The following is a 23,521-nucleotide window of genomic DNA, read 5'->3' as shown; positions in this document are numbered from 1 at the left end:
GCATATCAAAACGAGATAGATGAATTGAAAATGCTGATTTGATAGCGTTTGATGGAGGGAAAAAATGGAGCTACGTCAATTGTATTACTTTAAAAAAGTCGCTGAATTAGAGCATATGAGTGATGCGGCGGTTGAATTACATGTCGCCCAATCTGCTGTCAGTCGACAAATTTCCAATCTTGAAGAAGAGCTTGGTGTGCAACTTTTTGTTCGCAGTGGGCGGAAGATTCACCTAACCCCTGTCGGAAAGATTTTCTTAGAACGAGTGAATCAATCTTTGTTGGAGTTAGATAAAGGGAAGCGAGAAATAGAGGATTACTTAAACCCGGAGACAGGTGTCATACGTGTCGGGTTGCCGAGCAGTTTATCTGCACGTTCACTATCAAAAGCAATTGCTGGCTTCAGAAAAGAATATCCACATATCGGTTTCCAGCTATATGCCGGAGAGACGAAAGAACTTGAACGCCATGTCATTGAAGGGCAAATCGATTTATCATTCATTTCACCCGTGCCAACAGAACATTCTCAACTAAACGGAAACATTTTTTTCACCGAGCAGGTCGTGGCTTTATTACCAAAAAATCATAAACTCGCGAATGAAGCCGATCTCCGACTGAATCAGTTACGAAGCGAATCTTTTATTCTATTACCTGAAGGAAATGAACTACGTGACATTGCCGTCCGTGCTTGTCAGGAAGTCGGCTTCAATCCTGTCATCGGGTTTGAAAATGATGATATCGAAATGATTCAATCACTCGTTAGTGCAGGCCTTGGCATTAGCATGCTTCCGGAAATCTCTTTATCGAATCGCTTACGTAAAGAAACAACTGCTTTGAAAATTATCGACCCTAATGTCTTAAGAACAGTTGGATTGATTACACCGCGACATCGGAGCATTGGGCCAACAGAGCACGTCTTTTATGACTACATTACGAACTACTATGAGCAGCTGGACCAGTTTGGGTGGTAGATTGCCAGAAGGAGTGGCTTATCACCATTTTCAGATTGCATTGGTGGCGAACCGAGCGGCCGATAAATAAAAAACTTCCGCTAAAACAGCACACGTCTTATGGGTAAAGCGTTCCATCGATAAACCATGTGAAGCCATCGAAAAATTGAGCGAAGCCGCCGATAAACCGAGCGAAGCCGCTGAAAAACCGAGCGAAGCCGTCGATAAACCGAGCGAAGCCGCCGATAAACCGAGCGAAGCCGCCGATAAACCGGGAGAAGCCGTCGATAAACCGGGAGAAGCCGTCGATAAATTTTAGATTTAATATAGAGGATAATCCTATTTTGAAATGTCGTCTAGAAGTTAAAAATTATACGGGACGGCTATCAATCAGATAACCGCCCCAAAAAATAAAGACCTTATTTAATTCCCTTCCAGCTCCTGTATTTCCTTTTCCAGCGTATCGATAATTTCACGTGCGCGTTCATTTCCGACCATTTCAACATATTCCTCACGCACTGGCTTGCTAGCTCCGCGAAACGCTTCACGTTGTTCTGCACTCAATTCATTGAATTCAATATTACTTTCTTGTTTGATTGTTTCTAGATCTTCACTATTTTGTTCGTTTTGAATTTCAAATGATTTATCCTTCATTTCCTCCACGGTTTCATCAATCATTTGCTGCACATCTTCTGGTAATCCTTCGTAATAATCTGGATTAATTGCTGTCGTCGTTACATATAATGAATGCCTAGACAACGTCATATTGCTTTGCACTTCATAAAATTTCATTTGCTCAATGGCAAACAATGGATTCGTCTGTCCATCGATCATATTTAATTGAAGACCACTATACACCTGCTCATAGGGCATCGGTGTCGGATTTGCACCATATGCTTCATAGGATGAAACGATAAGTGGTGAAGGCATCGTCCGGAACCGATTCCCTTCAAAATCGCTCGGTTGCTCTAACGCTTTATTCGCTGTCCAATGATTGAAGCCTTCTGTCCAATAAGATAAAACCTTGATTCGTCTGTCGAGAAATGCTTCATTCATCGGACCGTAGAGCGCCTCGCTTTCATTTAAAACTTGCTTATTGATTTGCATATCATCAGAAAACAAGAAATGTAATAGCAATGCTTGTGATTCGGGCACCATCGTTCCAATATTACCCGGTGAAACGATTGCCATATCCACAGCACCAATCTGCAGCAGCTCAGCTTGTGTCGTCGCATCCCCGAGCTGTCCTACTGGATAAATTTCTACGTGCACATCACCATTCGATTTCTCTTCAATAATTTTTTTAAACTCTTCGACATAACTTTGTTGCACAGAGTCGATCTGCTCCTCATGAACAAAACGGATTACATGCTCAGGCCCTTTCTCTCCAGCCTCGGACACTGTATTTCCTTGATTGCCACAAGCGGCGAGTAAAACAAATGCCATTAAAAACGAGAGCAGACTTAGCTTTTTCATACCCATTCACCTTCTTTCTAATCGGAATAAAACATCTGGTACGCTGTAATGATTTCTGGAAATAAGATGAATAACGCAGATGCGACAAATAAAATTAAGATATACGGCCATATGCCTCGAATGACCTCTAGATACGGTTTTTCAAATACAGCAATCGCTGTAAAAATATCTACGCCAAACGGTGGTGTTGCTGAGCCGATTGCAGCTTGTAACGTGACGATCACTCCTAAAGCTATCGGATCGACACCTGCATCCATCGCCACTGGATAAAATATTGGCGTCATAATAATAATGACGACGAGTGGATCGACAAACATACAACCAATAAAGAAAAATACCGCAACGATAAATAATACATACGTAGCTGATGGGTCAGCACCAAGCACAGCAGAAGTCAACACTTCAGGTAGTTTCGCATAAGCTAACACCCAGCTAAGCGCTGTTCCTGCAGCAACAAGAATAAAGACTGCTGCTGTAACAACCGCAGATGATTCGGCAATTTTCGGAATATCCTTCCATTTCACATCGCCGAATACGAATACTTCCAAAATAAATGCATAAGCCACGGAAATGGCTGCCGCTTCTGTCGGACTAAAAATTCCTGTATAAATACCACCAACGACAACAATCGGAAAACCGAGCGGCAATAAAGCCTTGCGAAAAGCTGTCCAGCGTTGTTTCCATGTTTGTTTCTCAATTCGTCCGATATCATTTTTACTAGCTAATAAGAAACTATATAACGCGAACATCGCGAAAATAATAAGACCAGGTAAAATGCCGGCGATAAAAAGTTCACCGACGGAGGTTCCTGTGACGACACCATAAACAATCATTGCGATACTCGGCGGAATAATCAGTGCCAAGTCACTCGCATTGATAATTAACGGGATCGCCTGTGAATCTTTATAGCCTTCTTTCAGCATCCGTTCACGCGTTGGCTTACCAACTGCAACGACTGTCGCTTGCGTCGAACCGGAAATGGACCCAAACAACGTACAAGCCGCTGCCGTAGTCACTGCATATCCTCCTCGAATATGGCCGATGAATGCACCGACAAAATCGAGCAATCTACTAGACGTTTTTCCTTTCGCCATAATATCAGCGGCAAATATAAACATCGGAACAGCGAGTAACACAAACGTCTGAATCCCGAGAGAGAATTGCTGAATGAGCACCATTAAATTCAAATCAGGAAAATAAATAATCGCAATAAGTAATGGTGCAACGATCAATGGGATCATAATCGGAAAACCTAAAAACAGTAATAGAAACATAACCCCTAACATAATCCATATCATTTTTTACGACCCCCTTGATGCAAGCCTGGATTCTGTTTTTGCAGCTCCACATCCTTCTCGCGCTGTTCATTGTCTCCGTCGGAAGGGGCTGTTTCACTCACTTCACTTCGATGAACAAACGAATCATCTCCCTGTTCCCTTCTCCGTCTGATTTCCTTCAAAATCGGATCCTGTGTCCCATCAATCAGTTCCTTGTTACGGATATTTAAGACGGCTTCCATCGCATATTGGATTCCTGCGAAAAAAAATCCTAATGGGATAAAGATGGATACTAAGTAATAGGGAACTTGCAAGGCTGGTGTCGTTCTTCCGGTCTCCATTAAGATGAAAACATATTGAACAGATAAGTAACTTAAATAGAATAATAGAATGGATGTAAAAATAGTTACGAAGATAACGAGTGCTTTTCTCACTTTATAGGGTAAAAACTCAACAATCGCTGTCATTTTCAAATGTCTTCCCCAGCGAGCACAAAAACTGAGACCGACAAACGTAATCAAAATGATCAGAAACTGCCCCACTTCCTCCGCAAATGTCCACGAATTGTTAAAAACACTCCTCGCAATGACATTTCCGAGCAAAACAAGGGTGATGGCGATTAAAGCATAACTGATCATCCAGCCTTCTACTTTCGCTTGAATACGATCCATTTTTCTTAGCCAATTCATTAAAAGATGCCCCCTAAATTCCTTGCTTCCTAACTCTTCTTCCAACATAAATACCCGCAATTTTACCCATTAAACTAAAATAAGTTAGCGAGAAAAGTCCAATACTTTCCACTCTAGTAAATGGCCTCTTCTTTCGCTGAACACAAAAAATGATCCCGAATCTAGTCGAGATCATTCTTAAATAGTATTATCGTATTTGAACTACTGCTCACCAATCGGATTCTCAAGCGCTCCAATTCCCTCGATTTCTACGCGAACGTTGTCTCCTTTTTTCAAAAACTTCGGTGGTTGATACCCTTTTCCGACACCACTCGGCGTTCCTGTAGTAACGATATCACCTGGGTATAACGTCATTCCCGTTGATAATAATGACAATAAATGAGGTACGTTAAAAATCATATCCTTTGTATTACCGTCTTGGCGCATTTCACCGTTTACATACGTGCGAATGGAGAGGTTATCTGGTTGTGTCACTTCATCTTTCGTCACAAGGACCGGCCCCATCGGACCGAATGTATCCAACGACTTGGCACGGAAAAACTGTTTATGTCGCTTTTGCAAGTCCCGAGCCGAAATATCGTTCAAAATCGTGTAACCAAACACGTAATCCAAGGCTTCTTCCTCACTGAAATTCACACCTTGTTTTCCGATAATCACGGCCAATTCTCCCTCGTAATCCAACTCGCTTGTTATTGCTTCATGAGGGTCAACCGTTTCCCCATTGGCAATAATGGACGTCGGTGATTTGGAGAAAATGACCGGGTCTTTTGGTACGGCTTTTTCATCACGATTTTCATCCATCTCTATGGCATGATCGCGATAGTTTTTCCCGACACTAATAATATTTTTTTCTGGAATGTAAGGGGGACGAACATTTACTTCGTCGATTGAAATCGAATGCTTAATTTCATTTTCAAAATCAACGAACTGGAATCCTTGAATGACGGATAAAAGCGTCGGAAATAACTCGACTAATTTTGGATAATAGTCGATGCGATCCCCCTGTAAAACTCCCCAATAATGCTGATGATCGGTTTCAAAAGCGATAAATTTCATAGGTACTCTCTCCTTTTCCTTATGTCAAAATCCATAACAAACCAGATATCGTAAATATACTGAGTATTGTCGTGACTAACGTAATACTTGAGACTAAATCAGGCCGTGCACGAAACTCAAGCGCAAACATCGTTGTCGTCGCAGCGGTCGGCATGGCAGCAATCACAATCAACACTTTCCCGAGCAATTCAGGCATCGGAATGAGTAAGACAAACAACCACGTAATGAGTGGTGAAATAATCAATCGTAATGAAGAAGATAAAACCACTTTACTGACATCAAACTCACGGAATGCGATATTTGCGAGTTGCATACCAAGCCCGACCATCATGAGCGGGATGGCAACTGCAGCCAACATATCAACGACTTCCATCGCCTGTGTCGCAAGTTCAATATTTAACCATTTCATCAAAAATGCAGATAGCATCGCGTATGTTGCGGGCATCTTTAAAATGGTCAATAACGCTTGTCTCATACCACTTACCCCGCGAGACGCATAATATATGCCGAAAAAATTCATTTGTATTGTTTGTATAGACATAAATAAGATTGCATAAACAAAAGCTTCTTCACCGAATGCAAACAAAATAACGGGTGAGCCGTAATTCCCGGCATTCATAAAAGCATTTGATAAAATCATACCACTTTCAACAGATCGTTCCCATTTATATAACATGGATAAAATTTTGTTTATCAAAATCATCGCAAATAGAATAATGAAAGACATTATAACAATCGTGCTGAATTCCCCAGATAAATCTCTCGTATAGAAGGCTTCAAAAACGAGTGCCGGAACAAATATGTAAATGGTTACTGCAGAAACAGAACGTACGTCCATCTTACGGATACGCTGCAAGATATATCCGATAAGGAATATAGATACAATCGGTAATATTACTTCAATAAAAATAGACAACTGGCTGCATCTCCTCTAGCTACATACTTCTTTTACTACTATAACGCATCATAAGCTTTGGCGAAATAGCGCGAAACGACAAGCGCTTAAAAAAATTTACCGACACCTAATGACAAAACCATCCAAAAAAACCTCCTTCACCTAGTTAAGGAAATATGATAGACTATTAATACAAAAAATTGTTAAATGATTAGTTACTTTTGACTAGGAGGGGTACATATTGATAGAAATGAATAGTCATATTTTACCGGGAAGGGGTGCTGGACCTACGTCCATCCACGAAAGTATGCAGATGGCAAAGGATGCAACCAAACACGGTATTCGTACCATCGTTGCGACGCCTCGTCACCTCGATGGTAATAATGATAACCCGAAACTGGATATACTGAAGGATATCGTCCACTTCAGAAACGAATTGGAGCAAGCGAATATCGCGCTAACGATATTAGCAGGTCAGGAAATCCGATTATCTTGGGATCTCCTGGAGCGTTTAGAGAAAAATGAATTACTTCCGATTAATGAACAATCCAAGTATTTATTGATCGAGTTTCCGTCCAACCATATTCCGAAATTTTCCGAGCAAATATTATTCGATTTACAAATGAAAGGATACATCCCGGTCATCGCTCATCCAGAAAGAAACAATGAGTTTTTAAAAAGACCACAATTCTTATATAATTTGGTTAAGAAGGGAATGCTCGTCCAACTGACAGCTGGCAGTGTCACTGGAAGATTCGGTAAGAAGGTCGCTAAATTTGCACATGAAATGATCGAAGCAAATTTAGTTCATTTCATTTCCTCTGAAGCAAACCATACGAGAAGGTATCCATTTGAATTAAAAGAAGCTTACAAAAAGATAGAGAAAAGTTTCGGTAAACCAATGCATTATTACTTTTTATAGAACACCCAAGCGTTAATCGAAAATGAAACAATCTTTGCAGAACCACCAACTCGCATCAAAACAAAAAAGATTTTTGGTATTATTTAACACAGAACGGTCAATAACGAGGATGAAGTGAGGATGGAAGCGGATGAATAGAAACCTTATGATCAGTGATATTCATGGACATTTAAATGCGTTTGAGCAGTTACTTGAAAAAGTTGATTTTCAACCTGCAAGTGATCAACTAATCCTACTAGGAGACTATATTGACCGGGGTCCATCCAGTAAGGAAACAATTGAATTTGTCATGGATTTACAAGCGAATGGAACAATCGCTTTACGCGGAAATCACGATGACTGGTTTCTCCAGTGGCTGCAAGACCCAAGTCAAGTATCGCCAAACTTCTTATTAAATGGTGGCATTGAAACAATCCAATCGTATATCGGTGAATTAGGTGATGATTATTCGGTAGAAGCACAAGCCGAATGGGCTTCCTATATTCGAGATAATTATCCAACACACGTCGATTTTTTAAAAGAATTGCCTCTTTATTATGAACACGAGGAGTTGATCTGTGTTCATGCTGGCATTGACCCACTCCAAGCAAATTGGAAAAACACTTCGAAAGAAAACTTTTTATGGATTCGGAAAGAATTTCATAACAGCGTAATCGATTCCGACAAAACAATCATATTCGGTCATACACCAACAAAAGGATTACAGGCTCATGCCCACGTTTATTTTGATAACAATAAAATCGGTATTGATGGTGGTTATACATTTGGCTACCAACTAAACTGCTTAATCTATGAACGAAATGAATTCACCGAAGTCGCTGTCACAAAAGAGGAAGTAGAAGATAGCATGACTCGACAATTATTTCCGAGGAAATAATTTTGTCGAACCACACCTGTTCTATGATAAGAAAATCGCGCCATAAGCCAGTGCTCCAACAATAACCAATGCTGGGTGAATATTTAACCGTTCTAAAAATACAAAACTTAAAACAACCAAGATAATTGTATGAACGATTCCTGCATCAAAATAAGACGTTTCAAAAAACTGATAGGCTAAAACGGCCAATAACACTGCAATCGTCGGGCGTATTAAAGCTGTCATTCTTTTTACTTTCGGTGAATCTTTAAATTTATTTAATAAATTGAGAAGAAGAATCATAGCAACTAACGTTGGTATAACCGTTGCCGCTAACGCAACCAATGAACCAAGTACCCCAGCTACTTCAAATCCAATATACCCAGCCATTTTCGTAGCAATCGGGCCTGGAAGAGCATTTCCCATCGCCAACACTTCACCAAACTCTTGACGTGTCATGAATTCATACCGCTGAACGACTTCAATTTCGATTAACGGAATAATTGCCGGACCGCCACCATAACCAACAATTCCTGGAATGAAAAAAGCTAGAAATAAATACCATAAATCCAACAGCATCCGTTACGCCTCCTTCTTCTTCGGTTTTGTCGTCAACGCATAAATAATCAGTGCGCCAATTAAGAGAACTGGATGCCAATTCAGCACAACATAAACGATAATACTAACAACACTTAAACTAATCGCAATCGGTAATCCTAACCCTTTAATCGAATTTCTGAAAAAATTAAACGCCAACATAAAAAGGAGCACGCCGACAACTGGCGCGATTGCTTGTGTCATTCCTTGCACAATGGAAGAGTCGCGAAAACTGACTAAAAAGCTGATCAACGCAACCATCAAAAGCACAGTTGGTAGCACCGCAGCGATTAAGGCACCGATCATCCCTGAGAAACCACCGATCCGGTACCCGATATAACCGGCCATTTTTGTCATAATTGGACCTGGAAGTGAATTTCCGAGCGCCAACACATTACCGAACTCCTGGTCATCCATCCATTTATACTGATGAACAACCTCCTTATGAACTAACGGGATCGTAGATGGACCCCCACCATATCCTAATAAGCCCGTTCTCAAGAAACTAATGAATAAATCTTTATTGACAGCCCATTTCGATTTCGTCATTATGGCATCCCCCTTTCACTTTCTTTAAGCCATCAATCAGGCTCATATATTTTCAAGTTAGATGCATATATTTCACTTTTAGGTACATATAATTTTAGATTGGGCACATATATCTCGCTTCTTGGTGCATACAATTTTAGGCTGGGCCCATATGTCTTTGAATCGGGTACATATCTTTAAATTTCAGAGTCGATAACTGGTCTTGAAAGCGGCGTATGTCATAACTTTTGGATTATATATGACATCTATAAAAAGTGCAGCCAGTCATTTGTTTCAATTTTATACGTTTCTGTGCAACCATCTGTTCAAAGTGATAACAAAACACTTCAATATTAAACAAAAAGTGACAGAACAATCAATCTTCTTTATAATAGAAGTAATTTACAAGAAACGTGGTGAACATTTTGAAACTGACCGATACGGATTTAAAAATTCTCAATATGCTCAGTGACAACGGCCGCATGTCATATGTCGACTTGGCAAAAGAATTGGATCTTTCACGTGTCGCTGTACGAGACCGAATCTATCAAATGCAGGAAGCCGGCATTATTGAAAAATTCAGCGTTGTCATCAACTCTGAAAAAGTCGGCAAAGGCGTTTCTGCATTTTTCAATGTTGACTGTGAACCGAATTCACTCGTTTATGTCGCTGAAAAACTAGCAGAAAATCCGAATGTCGCAAGCTGTTACCAAATGACTGGACCAAGTACATTACATACCCATGTACTCGTAGAGGATTTTACGAGTTTGGAAAAATTTATCAACGAAGAGTTGTATGCACTTGAAGGAATCAGCCATGTAGAAAGTCATATTTTGCTTCGTCGCTTCAAGAGCCGAACCGGATTGAAGCTATAGAGATAATCTCCTGTCTCATGTTAAAGAGACAGGAGATTTTTTATTCATATTCCATTTACCACGCTGCAATGGAACCATCCGTACGCATTTCTGTTCCGCCAGCCAATACACCTGTTTCTGGATCGCGACAAATAATTTGTCCCCGACCGAAATCCCCGTGGTCAACTTCGCGAATAATATGATGTCCTTTTCGTTGCAACGCTTGTGCTAGATGTTCAGGGAACGATGGATCGACTTTTATTTGCTTGTCCTTAATCCACTGCCAACGCGGTGCATCCAATGCTGCTTGTGGGTTCAACTGGAAATCGATCATATTCATGACCACTTGCGCATGTCCTTGTGGTTGCATAAACCCACCCATCACACCAAATGGACCAACCGGTTGATCTCCTTTAGAGAGGAAGCCAGGTATAATCGTATGATACGTTTGTTTTCCAGGCTTTAACACATTGACATCCTTTTCGTTTAAGGAGAAAGTATGTCCTCTGTTTTGCATCGCAATCCCTGTACCAGGTACGACAATCCCTGACCCAAAGCCCATGTAATTACTTTGGATAAAGGAAACCATATTTCCTTCTCCATCTGCAGTTGATAAATAAACGGTACCACTGCTTTTCGGCTCGCCCGCTTCAGGCAGAATCGCTTCCTCGCCAATCAATGAACGACGCTCTTCCGCATATTGCTCAGACAACAAATCATCTACAAGAACTTTCATCTCTTTATCTTCCGTAATATGTTGCAGTCCATCTGTAAAAGCTAACTTCATCGCTTCCATTTGTTTGTGGTATGTATCCACGCAGTCTTTTTCGGTAAATTCAAAGCCTTTCAGCATGTTAAGCGCCATAAGTGCGATGAGTCCTTGACCATTTGGTGGAATCTCCCAAACGTCATAACCACGGTAATTTACCTTTATCGGATCCACCCATGTTGGCTCATAAGCTGCAAGATCTTCTTTAGACAAAAACCCACCATTCTTTTGGAAAAATGCATCGATTTGGTCAGCGATATTTCCGCGGTAAAATGATTCAGCTTTCGTTTCCCCAATTTCTTTCAATGTTTTTGCATGACCTTCAGATTTCCACATCTCCCCGATTTTCGGCGCACGGCCGTCTGGAGCAAATGTTTCAAACCAATGGTTGAATTCCTTTTCTGTAAATATTTCTTTAAATTTATTCACTGCTTTTTCCCAATTATGGCCTAGTACTGGCGTAACCGGATACCCTTCCGTAGCATAGCGAATTGCTGGCTCCATCAGTTCAGCAAAATCTAGTTTTCCAAAACGCTCGGATAAAGCCGCCCATGCTGACGGTGCACCTGGTACCGTAACAGGAGTCATTCCAAATGTCGGCATCTCTTCATGACCTTTTTCTTTCACTTTATCGATTGAAATTGCAGCTGGAGCACCACCACTTGCGTTTAATCCATATATTTCATCCTTGATCCAAACGAGCGCGAAGGCATCTCCACCAATTCCATTTGAAGTTGGCTCAACAACAGTCAATGCTGCTGCTGTCGCAATTGCTGCATCAACCGCATTTCCACCTTTTTTCAACATATCCAATCCAGCCTGCGCAGCAAGCGGTTGGGATGTTGCCACCATACCATTTCGACTATAAACCGTATTTCGTTTAGAAGCATACGGGTGATAACGCGCATCATAATGAACCAATACGATCTCTCCCTTAATCTGTATTTTACAAAATGTTTGAATTATTACTACTATCATACCATAACTTTATTATTTTTCATCTTTTATTTTCTTTTTGGCAAAGTTTCCGTTGCATAAATTATGTTTTTGTTCAATTATTTTCTGGAGTGCTAGAAAACACCTTTTGGGCACATAAATTCTAATTCCGATCGCATATTTGAACAATTAAGTCTTATATAATTTTAGATTGGGACCATAAAAGAAAAATTCAGGCACATATCCACCAATCAAAGGAGTATATGTCAGCAAAGAGGGCACATATCCATCTTCTTCACAAAAAATCCTACTACCATTTTCGGTAGTAGGATGTTGTCGGTGTGCAGAACCGTTCTTAGAAATAAAGCATTTCATTTAAGAATTGATTGATAAATAGATTTTCAGATACAATCTTTAGGAACAAAAATGAACCGAAGTAAAAGAGCAATACACCATAAAAACCATCGATTCCTTTATCCTTGTTATGAACAAAGCTGTAAATGGCGAACGTCGCAGCGATAAATAAACCGATAAAACCTAAGAAAAAGACATAGAAAAAGACCGAAAACATTTTTAAGCTGACGATTAATAATGATAACAACATAATCGCGGTTGGGATTACCATGAATGCACCAAACCGACCGACGACGGATTTAATATGCAAATCTGCAACACTTGGTTTAACGACTGCAAATATAATTCCTACGGCGACCGCTACAAATAGTAAAATAAAGAAAAATGGCTTAAAAAACATGGTTCCGAATGGAACAGCCGATCCCATTCCGAACGTCGAACTGGCGATTGCCCTTATCCCAAAATAAATGGTCAGTGGAATAAATAAGGAAAATAATACGAGCGTAATCAGTCCATTGACGAAGTTGCCTTCACCTTCTGCTTTTCCATGACGCATTGGGCTTTTTACGATATGGACGAGATGCTGCCAATAGTTCTTCGCCAATTCCTTTCCTTGTTCTGCGTAATCATTAGTTGATGTACCACCAGCAGTTGCTGCACTCTCTTCTTTAGCTGCGACTACCGGACTTTCGGCACCATTTTCCAACTGCGTGCCACACGACGTACAAAACTTACTGTCTTCACTTACTTCCGTCTGACAGTTTTGACAGACTTTCTTCATTGCTAAATTCCCCCTTTTAAAGTTTACAATTTCAATTATATCACTTCTGTGAATATTTAGAACTATAAAAAGGAATCGACGAATAGACCGTATAGCCTAAAGTAGTTTTCTATCAAAAAAATCACCTACCTACTCGGCAGGTGATTCTTATTATTCGAATGAAATCTTATCTTGTTTATTCCCATCTTTATCCTGAACTAGGACTTTCGATTCTTTGTTCTCCGCAATCTCCTTCGCCCGCTCAATCGCATCTTCTTTTTTATCAAACACTTGGTCAGCTCTTTCTGCACCAACGGTTTGAGCAGCCCAACCATCTTCATGTGGTTTAACGAGCACGTCATTATCGAGAAGGTCTAAGTCTGTATCATATTCATCTTCTTCATGATCTTTTAACGTCGAATTACTGATGTTTTTCATTTCATCCTTTTCATCTTTACTCGCACCATCAGCCCATTCTTTCGCTTGGTCAGTTGCGATTGGAATGGCACGATTTTCATCATAGCCTTCTTCAATCATAGCATTGGCAATTTCAATCGCTTTGTTTCTAGTCGCTTCGTCAAAGTTTTTCAATGAACTAGGATAGTCATTTTTATCCCAAGGCATACGATCATCTCCTTTGGCCTTTCTTTAAAAAATAGCCAAGTTCATCGTTTTCTAAACATTTGTCTTGCGGTAAAACTATTTCGCTCTTTTCAAAACATATCTATTAGTAATATTCAATACACCAAAAATAAGGATAACCGTAATCAAGACAACCACACCACCGACATACCACTTCGAAGTGTCGAAACCGAATCGGTCGACAGCACCTGCAACCAAATAACTGACAATAAAAGCTGCCAATGCAATGCTTACAATTTTAATTAATTGATTCATTATACACCCATCTCCCTTACATCATTTCTTCATTTTTAATCACTTGAAAAGCATAATACTCAACGAAAATTAAATATAATCCGCCTAATGTAAAAAAAGATACCTTACTCATAAATCCGAATAACGCTAACCCTATTAACACAAACGGAATTGAAACTGCCATTAAGTTAAACGTTTTCGCTTTCGCCGACTGATAAATTGCCATCAAGCTTTCATCTTTTTCTTCAATTCGTTGTTGCTTCGTTTTGTTTTTTTCATATAAAATCGGTACTGTTGCAATCATGATTAAGAAAACGCCCATAAATACGATGGCAAATGGAGCATAGTCAATTTGTGGAATGGATACACCTAACTCCTCAACACCCACGATTCCTAAAACTACGCCAAGCACAAGCAGCAATCCCCCGATCACTTCAAGTGACCAAAACAGTTTAAGATTCATTTCCTTCACCTCTTTCATCACTAAAAATTTCTTCGATGGCCATGTCAAAATATCTCGCAATCTTGAAAGCGAGTTGCAACGACGGATCATACCTACCATTTTCGATCGATCCAATCGTTTGACGAGTCACCTCAAGCACGTCGGCTAAGTCTTGTTGATTCATGCGATGTATTTTTCTAATTTCACTTAATCTGTTTTTCATATACCTATCCCCAAATGGAAAGTTTACTTTCCATTTAACTATAACTAATCATTCACAAAATGTAAAGCTTACTTTCCATTTATATTTAAAAAAATACCTGATGGACAATTACGCCCACCAGGTCGCTTACAATTATTTTATTTCGCTTGATACATCGAAAAATAAAATGGTTCGCGTTTAAATAATAAACTAACGCCGACAAACGTAATCAGTGAAAATAATACCGGCAATGTTACCGTATGAACACCGAATAACGCACCATTCGCTGTGTTATAAAAATGTATACCGACATAAGAGCCAATACCGACAACCATTGACGCAATCGCTCCATGTTTGTTTGCATATTTCCAATAAAGTCCAAAAACAACTGGCCAAATAAACGCTGCTTCCAAACCACCGAATGCAAATAGGTTTAAATAGATCAATAACTCTGGTGGATTGACTGACATGACAAACACTATGATCCCGATGATCGCGGTAAATCCGATACTCACCTTTTTGACGTGTTTGTATGTTGCATCTGGTTTTATATAGTTAATATAAATATCTTTCACGACAGCTGAACTGACCAATAACAGTAATGAATCGACTGTCGACATGATTGCTGCCATTGGTGCTGCAAGAACGATTCCGGCGACCCATGGTGGTAACGTTTCTAAAGCAATTAACGGAATGACTTGGTCTGCCACTTCAATTCCCGGCAATACAGGCCGCGCGAACACACCAATTAAGTGCATGTTCAACATAATTAACCCGACAACAATGGTTCCAATCACTAATGCTCGGTGCATCGAACGTGAATTACTATAGGACATCGCACGAACGGCAACTTGCGGCAACCCGATAACACCGACACCGACTAAGATCCAGAAAGACGATACATAAGCCGCTGATAGATTACCATCATTCCCGAAAGGCGTTACTAGATTCGGATTTTCTGAAACCAAATCATTGAATATGTTTTGCACGCCTCCTCCAGCAATCACAACAGCAACCAATAAAATCAGCGTTCCGACAAACATAATGATTCCTTGCATCGCATCCGTCACTGCGACGGCGCGGAATCCACCAATAACTACATAAATCAAAACCGCAACGGCAAAAATGAATAACGCCCCTGTATAACTTAAATCCGTCAACGATTCGATCAAGTGTGCGCCACCGATCCATTGAGCCGCCATAGCAGAAAACAAGAAAATAACAACACTGATTGCCGATAGTAAGACGACAGTCGTGCTCTGATAACGGTCTTTCAGAAAGTCGATCAATGTCACTGATTTCATTTTTCGCGTGACAATTGCGAACTTCTTCCCTAGTACGAGTAAAACAAAATACCCGGTGACGACTTGAGTCATCGCTAATAAAACCCAGCCTAAACCGATATCATACGCCGCTCCAGGGCCACCGAGAAAACTCGATGAACTTCCATATGTAGCCGTCATCGTCATCGCCAAAACAAGGCCGCCCAGCTGTCTGTTCCCTAGATAATAATCGCTTAGAAATGAACTCGAATCATTCATCCGGCGACTCGACCAAATGCCAATAAAAAAGATAATCACTAATAAGCCCACTAACGGTCCGAGAACTGCCCAATTCATGACGGATTCCCCTCCTCATCTTCATCGAAGGGAACTTCCTTCAAGAAAAATTTAGTTACAATCATTACCAAAAAGATTATTATAAAGACACCGACGATGCAGCTCCAAAAAAACCAAGCTGGAAAACCGAAAATATACGTATATTCTTCCGGTGGCTTGGAACCCAATCCATACGCAAAGCCATACCACCAAATAAAGTTAAAAACGGCCAGTCCACATCCGATCAATGCGTCCCGATTCGCAATGTTAAATCGCCAATCTTGATCAGGTCTTTCCATTGGCGAAGCCCCCCTATTAAAAAACTACTTACAGCCATTTTAGACGATGAAAATCGAAAAAGCATTATATTTAGAATATTTTTCTAAATAATTCTAATTATTATTAAGTTAATCAAGAAAAAAGTAGTCTTACGTTTATGTCATCAAAAAACTCCCTTTCCGTAAGTCACTCTACGAAAGGGAGTTTTCGTTATTTTTTAAGTAATGATGCCGCTTCTTCATCTACAATGACTGTTACATGGTCATGTGATTGAAGTGCAGTGATTGGCCAATCTTCACTTTGTGGCCCTTCTACTAATTGCTGGATCGCTTCACTTTTATTTTTTCCGTTGGCGATTAGTACGATTTCTTTCGCTTCCAAAATAGAACCGGTGCCCATCGTAATCGCATGTGTTGGTACTTCATCCATCGAACTGAAAAAGCGAGAATTTGCCTCACGTGTGGATTCAGCTAATCTTACTTCATGTGTATTAGATGAAAATGACGTTCCAGGCTCGTTAAAGGCAATATGCCCGTTAACGCCAACACCTAGCAATTGTAAATCAATGCCGCCTTTATCTTTGATGAGTTGGTCATATGCTTGACACTCTTTTTCAATGTCCGTCGCTCGACCATCAGGTAAAAAAGTCTGCTCTGGAGATAAGTTGAGCGGATCGAATAGTTTTTCTTTCATATAGTAATAATAGCTATTTGGATCGTCTTTCGGTAGACCAATATATTCATCCAAATTGAACGTCGTAACATGGGACAAATCAGCGTTTTTCTCTTGTGCCCATTCGATTAATTTGTCATATAACCCAAGTGGTGTACTGCCTGTCGCAAGTCCTAAATTAATGTTGTTTTTCTTTTGGATTTGCTCAATAAAAAATTCTACACCTTTTTGGCAAACCTCTTCGTAGTTTTTTACGACAATCACGTTCATGTTGCATCCCTCACCCTTATTTTATTTATCAATGGTCAAATAACCTCTACAAAATGTTTTCTTCACTTCGAAGTCTTCTGTCAAAACGACAAGGTCGGCATCGAGCCCTTCTCGAATGGCCCCTTTATAATGATCGACACCTAATGATTTAGCAACATTTCCTGAAGACAATTGTGCAAGCTTCATGAGGTCCATCGGCTTTAATTGAGCAGCGTTTTTCACCGCTTCATTCATTTTCAATACACTTCCGGCTAGCGTTCCATCCGCTAAACGTGCCTCACCGTCTTGGAGTGTCACTTCCTGTCCACCTAAGTCGTAAACGCCGTTTCTCAAACATTTACCACGCATCGAATCGGTAATCAACATCATCCGTTCAGCACCCAAATTTTGATAAGCCAATTGAACCATCGTTGGATTGACATGAATTTCATCAAAAATAACTTCTGCTTTAAGTTGATCACTCAAAAATACGGATCCTGCAACTCCTGGCTCACGATGGTGAATTCCACGCATGCCATTGAAAAGATGAGTCGCATGCTTCAAGCCATTTTGTTCTGCTTTTTTTACATCTTCATAAATAGCATCCGAATGGCCGATTGACGCAATGACTCCTTGGTCGCTCAAATGCTTGACGAACTCCTGACCACCTTCCATTTCAGGTGCCATCGTGACGACTTTAATTAATCGATTGGACAGTTCTTGCCACGCATCGAACTGGTCTAAATCTGGTCGTAAAATATGTTTGACGGGCTGCGCTCCCGCTCGTTTTTCATTAATAAATGGACCTTCCAAATGAATGCCAAGAATCTCCGCTCCTGTATAATCAGTCTCAACGAAACGTGCGACATTTTGAAGAGCTTGATCTGTCGCTTCCTTACTTTCTGTAATCGTTGTCGCTAAAAAGCTTGTCGTTCCTTCTTGAGGCAAGACTGAAGTCATTTCTTCCAGTGCCTCCATCGTTCCGTCCATCACATCATAGCCATTCGCTCCGTGGATGTGAATGTCTATGAATCCTGGAAAAACCATTTGGTCCGGAGTCAGTTCAATGATATGAAAACTTTCATCGTTCGGTACTTCTTCCATCGGACCGACGCGTTTAATTTTCTCATCTTCCACAAGTATGTAACCTGGCTGGTACACTTCTTCATGCCCAACAACTTGGCCACCTTTAATCAACAACTGGTTCACAACAATCGCCTCTTCTATATGAAAAATTCCAATCATTAAATCGTATGTATGAAACCACTTCCTCTAAAATTGTACCACTTATATCACCAAAAAAGTAGTGAAAACCGCATAGCTGGTTCGTTTATTTGAGAGGGTGTCAAACGCACACGTGAACTGCATCATTATTTTGCTTTCATGAAATTCTTACCAGGTCATCCGTTTGTTTTCTATTACCAATGTACTATAATGAAAAAAACGTGCGCTTTGTATAAATTGTATTACATAGAGGGAGGACTGAACATGCAACAACACCATTGGAATCATTTAAGAGACATAAGCTTTGTATTGATCGGTGCCTTTGTTCTTGCTTTCAGTGTGAATTACTTTATCATTCCGAACATGCTTTCCGAAGGTGGTGTTATCGGTCTAACCGTTATTCTCGTTTATCTTTTTGACTGGTCACCTGGTGTGATTAACTTTGCATTGAACGCCGGACTAGTAATTGTCGGTTATAAGTTTTTTTCCAAACGAGCGTTAACCTATACAGCACTATCGGTTGTTTCAGTAGCTGTATTTTTATTGGTAACGGAAGGTTGGAGTAGTCCAATTGATGATGACCCATTACTTGCTGCATTATTTGCAGGGGTTTTTATCGGGTTAGGTCTTGGACTTATGCTCAGATCAGGCGGCACTGCTGGCGGTACAACCGTCATTGCACAAATTATGCACCAAGTATTCGGATTCAGTGTGTCCGGAGTCGTTTTGTTTATCGACCTTGTGATTATCGCTGGTTCTTCATTTGTCATCGGACAAGAACGAGCCATGTACACATTAGTCGCTGTATATATCAGTGCGAAAGTGATCGATATGGTATTAGAAGGACCAAATGCCCGAAGCGCTGTCATGATCATCAGCAACCAATCGGAAGCATTATTGGAAGCTATTACAGACCGGTTAGCTAGAGGTGTCACCGTCTTAGAAGGTCGCGGCGGTTATTCGAAAATGAACAAGCAAGTTCTCTATATCGTTGTAAACAAACGGGAAATCGTTCGACTCCGAAAAATTGTCGATTCAATTGATCAAGATGCTTACATTACCGTTCACCGTGTTCAAGAAGTTTATGGTCGGGGGTATAAAGGACATACGAAATAGGTGATCATGTGTTGTGACTGTTGATAAATGTGAGCTGACTGCTGATAAACGTGGGCTGACTGTAGATAAACGCTTGCTAACTGTTGATAATAGCGTGCTGACTGTTGATAATAGCGTGCTGACTGTTGATAATAGCGTGCTGACTGTTGATAAATGCTTTCTAACTGTTGATAATAGCGCGCTGACTGTCGATAAGCGCTTTCTAACTGTTGATAAACGCCCGCTGACTGTCGATAAACGCTTTCTAACTGTTGATAACAGCGCGCTGACTGTCGATAAACACCGCCTAACTGACGATAAAAGCGCATGCCTCCTAACAACTGCATGCGCTCCATATTCTTACCAATCTTCTTTTTCTTCAACCTGTTGCTCTTCGCGGCCTTCTTGTCGTAAGGAATGAATGATGCCGTAGATCATGAAGATAATAATAATCCCGAATGGAAAAGCTGTAATTGTTGCAATTGCTTGTAGCCCTTGTAAGCCTCCACTTAACAACAATACCATCGCAATTCCTGAAATCAATAATCCCCATGTCAATAAAACTTTCTTCCCAGGGTTTAAACGACCTGACTCCGAAAATACACCAAGCACATACGTAGCTGAATTTGCTGAAGTGATGAAAAAGATGCCGATTAAAATCAATCCAAGAACGGATAAAATCTGACCCATTGGAAGTTGTTCGAACACACGGAATAAGCCTACTTCCGGTGTCTTTTTGATTTCTTCAGCGAAACTTGCTTGTCCGGTTAATTCCATATGCAATCCGGTGCCTCCCATAATGACAAACCGAATAATAGTCAACGCTGTTGGTACGACAAGTACACCGAACATAAATTCACCGAGGGTGCGGCCTTTCGAAACGCGTGCAATAAACGTGTCGACGAAAGGAAAGGGCTCCATGAAATAATCCAAGCCCAATAAAACAATGTCCAATCACCCATCCATTGATTATCGGAAGAGTAAGGTGTCGTGTTAAACGTATATTGGAAAATGTTCGCCCCATAGTCACCAATCGTTTTCAATAAATGTTCAAGTAAAAAAAACGTCGGACCAACCAATAAAACAGCAATCAAAACAACCACTGATAGCCAAAGGTTGCCGACACTTAAGTATTTCATCCCTTTATTTAAACCCGTTAAAGCAGAAGTAAGGAAAATAACTGTTATTACGACAACGATTCCGACTAGCCTCCAATTATTATCTGGCAATGAAAAAACTTCAGACGAGCCTTCTCCAAATTGCATCGTACTCAGTCCGAAAGAAGTAGCAATACCAACCGTTGTAGCGACAATGGCAATGATATCAATCGTTTTACCTTGCCAACCATGTACTCGATTTCCGATTAATGGATAAAATGTTGAGCTGATCAACCCCGGAAGATTTTTTCTAAATTTCGCAAAAGCTAATCCAAGTGCGACGACTGCATATATCGCCCATGGCTGAAACCCCCAATGAAAAACGCCCAGTAACAGGCCATGTCTAACTGCTTTTTCCGTTTCTGGCTCGGTTGCTGCACCTGGTGCAGTAATGTAGTGTGAAATAGGCTCAGCAAATCCCCAAAACACTAGACCGACACCCATTCCTGCCGCAAATAATAGGCCAATCCAAGCAAAATAAGAATACTCCGGCTGATCGTTTTTCTTCCCTAGTTTCATCTTACGGTAAGGTCCAACTCCTAAATAAATACAAAACCCTATATAAAAAGCTGTTACAGCTACATAAACCAACCAAGATGCTTCGTCATACCATCCATCAACGCTGTTGTGGTAGATTCCATTGATTGAGGGCCGATTATGCCCTGACGATTGCCGATATGGTGAATACGATTTGACTTTTCATTTTCGCAAGCAATTTTTTCATGGACTCACCACTTTCTACGAACATCTCCTACACATCTAGTTGACAAGTTCAGTAGAAAAGAAACATTTTTACTACATTCTGCTTCGATGTTTCTCTGTATTTCTTCAGCGTTAACTTGCGATTCTTCAGTGTTAATCTGTGGAGCTTCAGTGTTTATTTGCAATCCTTCAGCGTTAATCTGCGCGGCTTCAGTGTTTTCGCGCTTCTTCAACATTAATCTACGAATCATCAACATTACTGAACACGCCTTCTATATTCCTTCGCCAGCTTCTCCCTTTGCACACAAAAAAAGCACCGACCGGAGTCAGTGCTTATCATCATTTATCATTTTAAAAGCTGTGGTTCATCTGTTTCTTCATCATTTTCTTGTTCTGAGGTTTCTTGAACGGCTGCTATTAATGAATCTGCTGTTTCATTAAAGAAACCAATTTTATCAAGGGTCAACCCTTCTTGAACAAGCAAGCGATCGAGAGAAACAGAACCGATATGTAACAATGCATTAAGCGTAGGTGTTTCAAGCTCAAGCATATTCGCTAATTCGATCCATGGAACGATAGCAAAATGTAGCCCTTCCATCAATTGAGCGTTTTCATCCGATGCAACGATTGATTTTTTCTTAAGTACATCACTTTCCTTAAGCTGCTCCATCAATTCATTTAGTGGCCTCGCATAGCCTGTCTCTACTAGACGCCTTTCAAGGTTCTTTGCTTCAAGTCCTAACGCCCGGCATATTTTCTGTCTTTCTTGATCGACCTCTTGAATGACGTTCACAACTGAAGGGGAAAGCCCGTCTAGATATACTTGAAAATGCGCATCATCTTGATCGAATTTCGCTAGGTTTGATAATAACGGTGCAACCACTGTTTCAGGGAGTAAATTATTCAAAAGTACTTCCCAACTGTTTGTCGCTTTTTCAATGCTTGGATAAACTGAACGCATTCCTCGAAAAAATTCATCATTGTCCGCCACAGGATATGTTGAGAACAAGAGTTTTTTTGTTCGTAAAAGTAACTCTACTTCCGTTGTATCTTCATTATATTTTGTTTCATAAGGCGGTAGATGTGTTTCACCAACTAATATGTTCGCTTCGACATCTAACTCTTTTAATCGTCGAGTCCATCGAATGCTGGCAAGGGAACCGTGGCCAAGAAATACTACACGATGATTGTCTGCTAAATAAGGCGCACACATCTCAGCTAAAAGTTCAATATGATTCACCGACTCCGTAATCAAAACGAGCGACGAAGCAAATAGAGCTTCTTCTACATCAGAAGTTACTGGCTCCGGGAAAACCCATTCATTATTAAAGTGGATTCCGCCCTCTTTATCTTTCAACAATTTATCATCTAATTCAGAATTGTATAACGTGACTGCAAAACCTCGCGCTGTTAAGTCAGCAGCGGTTGCTAATCCAACTTCGTTCATACCAATAACGGTCACTGGTTTATTCATCATCTCCCACCTTCCATCTATGTCGTCATCATCGATCGAAACGATGTCCCTATCCATTCTTCCAATTAAAATCCTTCTATCGTCTTAATTCGTCAAAATCACCGAAAATCCTGCTTTTATCGGTAATCTTCCTCATTAAAGATTGATATCAGTGAACCACCCAATACCGTATATCGAGGCAACTGTAAAAACGATCGTCCAAAGCCCCAGACTAATCGTTGACCAATACAGCGCGCGTCTTTTGGCAGCTCCGAATAAAATCGCTGCTCCTGCTGCAATATGCGAGCCGGTTATGAGTGGTCCTGCGAGTAGTAAACCAGACACGCCATACTTTTCCCACATACGGTTCGCTCTCGCATACCGACCTGCTTCTTCCTGATCGTCCTGTTCTTTCTTTTTCTTTCGAAGAAACCATCCTTTTAATCGATCAAAAAAGATAATTAACAAATAAACCGTCAGTAAATTTCCCGAAAATGCTAAAACTGCCACCCAAAAAGCATTCATTCCAGCAAGAATACTGACAGGAATAATTAATCCGATTTCAAACCACGGTACAGCAGCCAGTAGGAAAACAAGCAGGTAATCCCAGGTGCTTAATAAAAATGTCATATACTCGTCCTCCTTATTTGAACC

29 protein-coding genes are annotated in these 23,521 nt (G+C 40.5%); 6 read left to right on the top strand and 23 right to left on the bottom strand.

The window, feature by feature from the left end:
- Nucleotides 1-64: 64 nt before the first annotated feature.
- Complete coding sequence (locus tag KC820_RS00700) at nt 65-970, top strand: glutamate biosynthesis transcriptional regulator GltC (RefSeq protein ID WP_212367189.1); 906 nt, start codon at nt 65-67, stop codon at nt 968-970.
- Nucleotides 971-1,115: 145 nt separating this feature from the next.
- Nucleotides 1,116-1,268: a hypothetical protein gene (locus KC820_RS00695; protein ID WP_212367187.1), complete on the top strand. Its 153-nt coding sequence runs from the start codon at nt 1,116-1,118 to the stop codon at nt 1,266-1,268.
- Nucleotides 1,269-1,372: 104 nt separating this feature from the next.
- Here the strand turns inward: KC820_RS00695 and KC820_RS00690 are convergent, their stop codons facing one another.
- From KC820_RS00690 to KC820_RS00670, 5 genes are all read right to left on the bottom strand, one after another.
- Nucleotides 1,373-2,425 carry a DctP family TRAP transporter solute-binding subunit gene (locus KC820_RS00690; protein ID WP_212367185.1) on the bottom strand — a complete coding sequence of 351 codons (1,053 nt, stop codon included), beginning with the start codon at nt 2,423-2,425 and terminating at the stop codon, nt 1,373-1,375.
- Between the two features lie 17 nt (nt 2,426-2,442).
- Complete coding sequence (locus tag KC820_RS00685; protein ID WP_212367183.1) at nt 2,443-3,723, bottom strand: TRAP transporter large permease; 1,281 nt, start codon at nt 3,721-3,723, stop codon at nt 2,443-2,445.
- Nucleotides 3,720-4,391: a TRAP transporter small permease gene (locus tag KC820_RS00680; RefSeq protein ID WP_212367181.1), complete on the bottom strand. Its 672-nt coding sequence runs from the start codon at nt 4,389-4,391 to the stop codon at nt 3,720-3,722. The genes KC820_RS00685 and KC820_RS00680 overlap by 4 nt, the downstream gene beginning before the upstream one ends.
- Nucleotides 4,392-4,592: 201 nt before the next feature.
- Nucleotides 4,593-5,447 carry a fumarylacetoacetate hydrolase family protein gene (locus tag KC820_RS00675; protein ID WP_212367180.1) on the bottom strand — a complete coding sequence of 285 codons (855 nt, stop codon included), beginning with the start codon at nt 5,445-5,447 and terminating at the stop codon, nt 4,593-4,595.
- Nucleotides 5,448-5,466: 19 nt separating this feature from the next.
- The gene (locus KC820_RS00670) at nt 5,467-6,363 is read right to left on the bottom strand and encodes an AEC family transporter (protein WP_212367179.1); all 897 of its coding nucleotides are present in this window, start codon (nt 6,361-6,363) and stop codon (nt 5,467-5,469) included.
- Between the two features lie 229 nt (nt 6,364-6,592).
- On the opposite strand from KC820_RS00670, the gene KC820_RS00665 reads away from it, so the two are divergent.
- A complete protein-coding gene (locus KC820_RS00665; protein WP_236782455.1) occupies nt 6,593-7,264 on the top strand; it encodes a tyrosine-protein phosphatase in 672 nt (223 codons plus the stop codon).
- A 130-nt stretch (nt 7,265-7,394) separates the two neighbouring features.
- Nucleotides 7,395-8,141, top strand: coding sequence for a metallophosphoesterase family protein (locus KC820_RS00660; RefSeq protein ID WP_212367177.1), 747 nt, complete (start codon nt 7,395-7,397; stop codon nt 8,139-8,141).
- 21 nt (nt 8,142-8,162) lie between these two features.
- On the opposite strand, the gene KC820_RS00655 is transcribed toward KC820_RS00660, so the two are convergent.
- Both KC820_RS00655 and KC820_RS00650 read right to left on the bottom strand, forming a co-directional pair.
- Nucleotides 8,163-8,699: a chromate transporter gene (locus KC820_RS00655; protein WP_377862749.1), complete on the bottom strand. Its 537-nt coding sequence runs from the start codon at nt 8,697-8,699 to the stop codon at nt 8,163-8,165.
- A 3-nt stretch (nt 8,700-8,702) separates the two neighbouring features.
- Complete coding sequence (locus tag KC820_RS00650; protein ID WP_212367176.1) at nt 8,703-9,266, bottom strand: chromate transporter; 564 nt, start codon at nt 9,264-9,266, stop codon at nt 8,703-8,705.
- Between the two features lie 404 nt (nt 9,267-9,670).
- Here KC820_RS00650 and KC820_RS00645 point away from each other — a divergent pair, with 404 nt between their 5' ends.
- Nucleotides 9,671-10,120, top strand: a complete 450-nt coding sequence (locus KC820_RS00645; RefSeq protein WP_212367297.1) for an Lrp/AsnC family transcriptional regulator — start codon at nt 9,671-9,673, stop codon at nt 10,118-10,120.
- A 55-nt stretch (nt 10,121-10,175) separates the two neighbouring features.
- On the opposite strand, the gene KC820_RS00640 is transcribed toward KC820_RS00645, so the two are convergent.
- The 10 genes from KC820_RS00640 to nagA all read right to left on the bottom strand — a co-directional run bounded on the left by KC820_RS00640 (nt 10,176) and on the right by nagA (nt 18,481).
- Complete coding sequence (locus tag KC820_RS00640; protein WP_212367175.1) at nt 10,176-11,789, bottom strand: gamma-glutamyltransferase family protein; 1,614 nt, start codon at nt 11,787-11,789, stop codon at nt 10,176-10,178.
- A gap of 370 nt (nt 11,790-12,159) precedes the next feature.
- Nucleotides 12,160-12,939 carry a zinc ribbon domain-containing protein gene (locus KC820_RS00635; RefSeq protein ID WP_212367174.1) on the bottom strand — a complete coding sequence of 260 codons (780 nt, stop codon included), beginning with the start codon at nt 12,937-12,939 and terminating at the stop codon, nt 12,160-12,162.
- A gap of 150 nt (nt 12,940-13,089) precedes the next feature.
- The gene (locus KC820_RS00630) at nt 13,090-13,542 is read right to left on the bottom strand and encodes a DUF2188 domain-containing protein (RefSeq protein WP_212367172.1); all 453 of its coding nucleotides are present in this window, start codon (nt 13,540-13,542) and stop codon (nt 13,090-13,092) included.
- A gap of 75 nt (nt 13,543-13,617) precedes the next feature.
- Nucleotides 13,618-13,815 carry a hypothetical protein gene (locus KC820_RS00625; RefSeq protein ID WP_212367169.1) on the bottom strand — a complete coding sequence of 66 codons (198 nt, stop codon included), beginning with the start codon at nt 13,813-13,815 and terminating at the stop codon, nt 13,618-13,620.
- A gap of 16 nt (nt 13,816-13,831) precedes the next feature.
- On the bottom strand, nt 13,832-14,257 hold the full coding sequence (locus KC820_RS00620) for a hypothetical protein (protein ID WP_212367167.1): 426 nt from the start codon (nt 14,255-14,257) through the stop codon (nt 13,832-13,834).
- Complete coding sequence (locus tag KC820_RS00615; protein WP_212367165.1) at nt 14,247-14,459, bottom strand: helix-turn-helix transcriptional regulator; 213 nt, start codon at nt 14,457-14,459, stop codon at nt 14,247-14,249. Before KC820_RS00615 ends, KC820_RS00620 begins: the two co-directional genes overlap by 11 nt.
- A 137-nt stretch (nt 14,460-14,596) precedes the next feature.
- A complete protein-coding gene (gene panF, locus KC820_RS00610) occupies nt 14,597-16,057 on the bottom strand; it encodes a sodium/pantothenate symporter (RefSeq protein WP_212367162.1) in 1,461 nt (486 codons plus the stop codon).
- On the bottom strand, nt 16,054-16,335 hold the full coding sequence (locus tag KC820_RS00605) for a YhdT family protein (RefSeq protein WP_212367160.1): 282 nt from the start codon (nt 16,333-16,335) through the stop codon (nt 16,054-16,056). Before KC820_RS00605 ends, panF begins: the two co-directional genes overlap by 4 nt.
- Before the next feature lie 190 nt (nt 16,336-16,525).
- The gene (nagB, locus tag KC820_RS00600; protein ID WP_212367158.1) at nt 16,526-17,257 is read right to left on the bottom strand and encodes a glucosamine-6-phosphate deaminase; all 732 of its coding nucleotides are present in this window, start codon (nt 17,255-17,257) and stop codon (nt 16,526-16,528) included.
- Nucleotides 17,258-17,278: 21 nt separating this feature from the next.
- Nucleotides 17,279-18,481, bottom strand: a complete 1,203-nt coding sequence (gene nagA / locus KC820_RS00595; protein WP_212367157.1) for an N-acetylglucosamine-6-phosphate deacetylase — start codon at nt 18,479-18,481, stop codon at nt 17,279-17,281.
- Between the two features lie 243 nt (nt 18,482-18,724).
- Between nagA and KC820_RS00590 the strand changes: the two genes are divergently transcribed.
- Nucleotides 18,725-19,576 (top strand): YitT family protein, encoded by an 852-nt coding sequence (locus tag KC820_RS00590; protein ID WP_144089715.1) that lies wholly within the window; start codon nt 18,725-18,727, stop codon nt 19,574-19,576.
- On the opposite strand, the gene KC820_RS00585 is transcribed toward KC820_RS00590, so the two are convergent.
- From KC820_RS00585 to KC820_RS00565, 6 genes are all read right to left on the bottom strand, one after another.
- The gene (locus KC820_RS00585) at nt 19,543-19,938 is read right to left on the bottom strand and encodes a soluble NSF attachment family protein (protein ID WP_212367151.1); all 396 of its coding nucleotides are present in this window, start codon (nt 19,936-19,938) and stop codon (nt 19,543-19,545) included. The genes KC820_RS00590 and KC820_RS00585 overlap by 34 nt on opposite strands.
- The gene (locus tag KC820_RS13365; RefSeq protein ID WP_272874422.1) at nt 19,916-20,407 is read right to left on the bottom strand and encodes a BCCT family transporter; all 492 of its coding nucleotides are present in this window, start codon (nt 20,405-20,407) and stop codon (nt 19,916-19,918) included. The genes KC820_RS00585 and KC820_RS13365 overlap by 23 nt, the downstream gene beginning before the upstream one ends.
- A complete protein-coding gene (locus tag KC820_RS00580; protein WP_272874421.1) occupies nt 20,374-21,303 on the bottom strand; it encodes a BCCT family transporter in 930 nt (309 codons plus the stop codon). The genes KC820_RS13365 and KC820_RS00580 overlap by 34 nt, the downstream gene beginning before the upstream one ends.
- Before the next feature lie 137 nt (nt 21,304-21,440).
- Nucleotides 21,441-21,665: a hypothetical protein gene (locus KC820_RS00575; RefSeq protein ID WP_212367149.1), complete on the bottom strand. Its 225-nt coding sequence runs from the start codon at nt 21,663-21,665 to the stop codon at nt 21,441-21,443.
- A gap of 95 nt (nt 21,666-21,760) precedes the next feature.
- On the bottom strand, nt 21,761-22,888 hold the full coding sequence (locus tag KC820_RS00570) for an NAD/NADP octopine/nopaline dehydrogenase family protein (protein WP_212367147.1): 1,128 nt from the start codon (nt 22,886-22,888) through the stop codon (nt 21,761-21,763).
- 135 nt (nt 22,889-23,023) lie between these two features.
- The gene (locus tag KC820_RS00565; RefSeq protein WP_212367145.1) at nt 23,024-23,497 is read right to left on the bottom strand and encodes a small multi-drug export protein; all 474 of its coding nucleotides are present in this window, start codon (nt 23,495-23,497) and stop codon (nt 23,024-23,026) included.
- Nucleotides 23,498-23,521: the final 24 nt, after the last annotated feature.

This window comes from Allobacillus saliphilus (genome assembly GCF_018138385.1).
GTDB lineage: Bacteria > Bacillota > Bacilli > Bacillales > Alkalibacillaceae > Allobacillus > Allobacillus saliphilus.
Note: the sequence above shows the minus strand (reverse complement) of the source record. Positions and strands in the feature narration are given on the sequence as shown.

Bases quoted from the DNA above. Each gene is read 5' to 3' on its own strand.
- KC820_RS00590 (WP_144089715.1), top strand. From the start codon at position 18,725: ATGCAACAACACCATTGGAATCATTTAAGAGACATAAGCTTTGTATTG.
- KC820_RS00605 (WP_212367160.1), bottom strand. From the start codon at position 16,335: ATGGAAAGACCTGATCAAGATTGGCGATTTAACATTGCGAATCGGGAC.
- KC820_RS00650 (WP_212367176.1), bottom strand. From the start codon at position 9,266: ATGACGAAATCGAAATGGGCTGTCAATAAAGATTTATTCATTAGTTTC.
- KC820_RS00665 (WP_236782455.1), top strand. From the start codon at position 6,593: ATGAATAGTCATATTTTACCGGGAAGGGGTGCTGGACCTACGTCCATC.
- KC820_RS00680 (WP_212367181.1), bottom strand. From the start codon at position 4,391: ATGAATTGGCTAAGAAAAATGGATCGTATTCAAGCGAAAGTAGAAGGC.
- KC820_RS00625 (WP_212367169.1), bottom strand. From the start codon at position 13,815: ATGAATCAATTAATTAAAATTGTAAGCATTGCATTGGCAGCTTTTATT.
- KC820_RS00620 (WP_212367167.1), bottom strand. From the start codon at position 14,257: ATGAATCTTAAACTGTTTTGGTCACTTGAAGTGATCGGGGGATTGCTG.
- KC820_RS00570 (WP_212367147.1), bottom strand. From the start codon at position 22,888: ATGAATAAACCAGTGACCGTTATTGGTATGAACGAAGTTGGATTAGCA.
- KC820_RS00660 (WP_212367177.1), top strand. From the start codon at position 7,395: ATGAATAGAAACCTTATGATCAGTGATATTCATGGACATTTAAATGCG.
- KC820_RS00685 (WP_212367183.1), bottom strand. From the start codon at position 3,723: ATGATATGGATTATGTTAGGGGTTATGTTTCTATTACTGTTTTTAGGT.
- KC820_RS00575 (WP_212367149.1), bottom strand. From the start codon at position 21,665: ATGATTCGTAGATTAATGTTGAAGAAGCGCGAAAACACTGAAGCCGCG.
- KC820_RS00700 (WP_212367189.1), top strand. From the start codon at position 65: ATGGAGCTACGTCAATTGTATTACTTTAAAAAAGTCGCTGAATTAGAG.
- KC820_RS00675 (WP_212367180.1), bottom strand. From the start codon at position 5,447: ATGAAATTTATCGCTTTTGAAACCGATCATCAGCATTATTGGGGAGTT.
- KC820_RS00565 (WP_212367145.1), bottom strand. From the start codon at position 23,497: ATGACATTTTTATTAAGCACCTGGGATTACCTGCTTGTTTTCCTACTG.
- nagA (WP_212367157.1), bottom strand. From the start codon at position 18,481: ATGATTGGAATTTTTCATATAGAAGAGGCGATTGTTGTGAACCAGTTG.
- nagB (WP_212367158.1), bottom strand. From the start codon at position 17,257: ATGAACGTGATTGTCGTAAAAAACTACGAAGAGGTTTGCCAAAAAGGT.
- KC820_RS00655 (WP_377862749.1), bottom strand. From the start codon at position 8,699: ATGCTGTTGGATTTATGGTATTTATTTCTAGCTTTTTTCATTCCAGGA.
- KC820_RS00615 (WP_212367165.1), bottom strand. From the start codon at position 14,459: ATGAAAAACAGATTAAGTGAAATTAGAAAAATACATCGCATGAATCAA.
- KC820_RS00635 (WP_212367174.1), bottom strand. From the start codon at position 12,939: ATGAAGAAAGTCTGTCAAAACTGTCAGACGGAAGTAAGTGAAGACAGT.
- KC820_RS00690 (WP_212367185.1), bottom strand. From the start codon at position 2,425: ATGAAAAAGCTAAGTCTGCTCTCGTTTTTAATGGCATTTGTTTTACTC.
- panF (WP_212367162.1), bottom strand. From the start codon at position 16,057: ATGAATTGGGCAGTTCTCGGACCGTTAGTGGGCTTATTAGTGATTATC.
- KC820_RS13365 (WP_272874422.1), bottom strand. From the start codon at position 20,407: ATGTTCGGTGTACTTGTCGTACCAACAGCGTTGACTATTATTCGGTTT.
- KC820_RS00630 (WP_212367172.1), bottom strand. From the start codon at position 13,542: ATGCCTTGGGATAAAAATGACTATCCTAGTTCATTGAAAAACTTTGAC.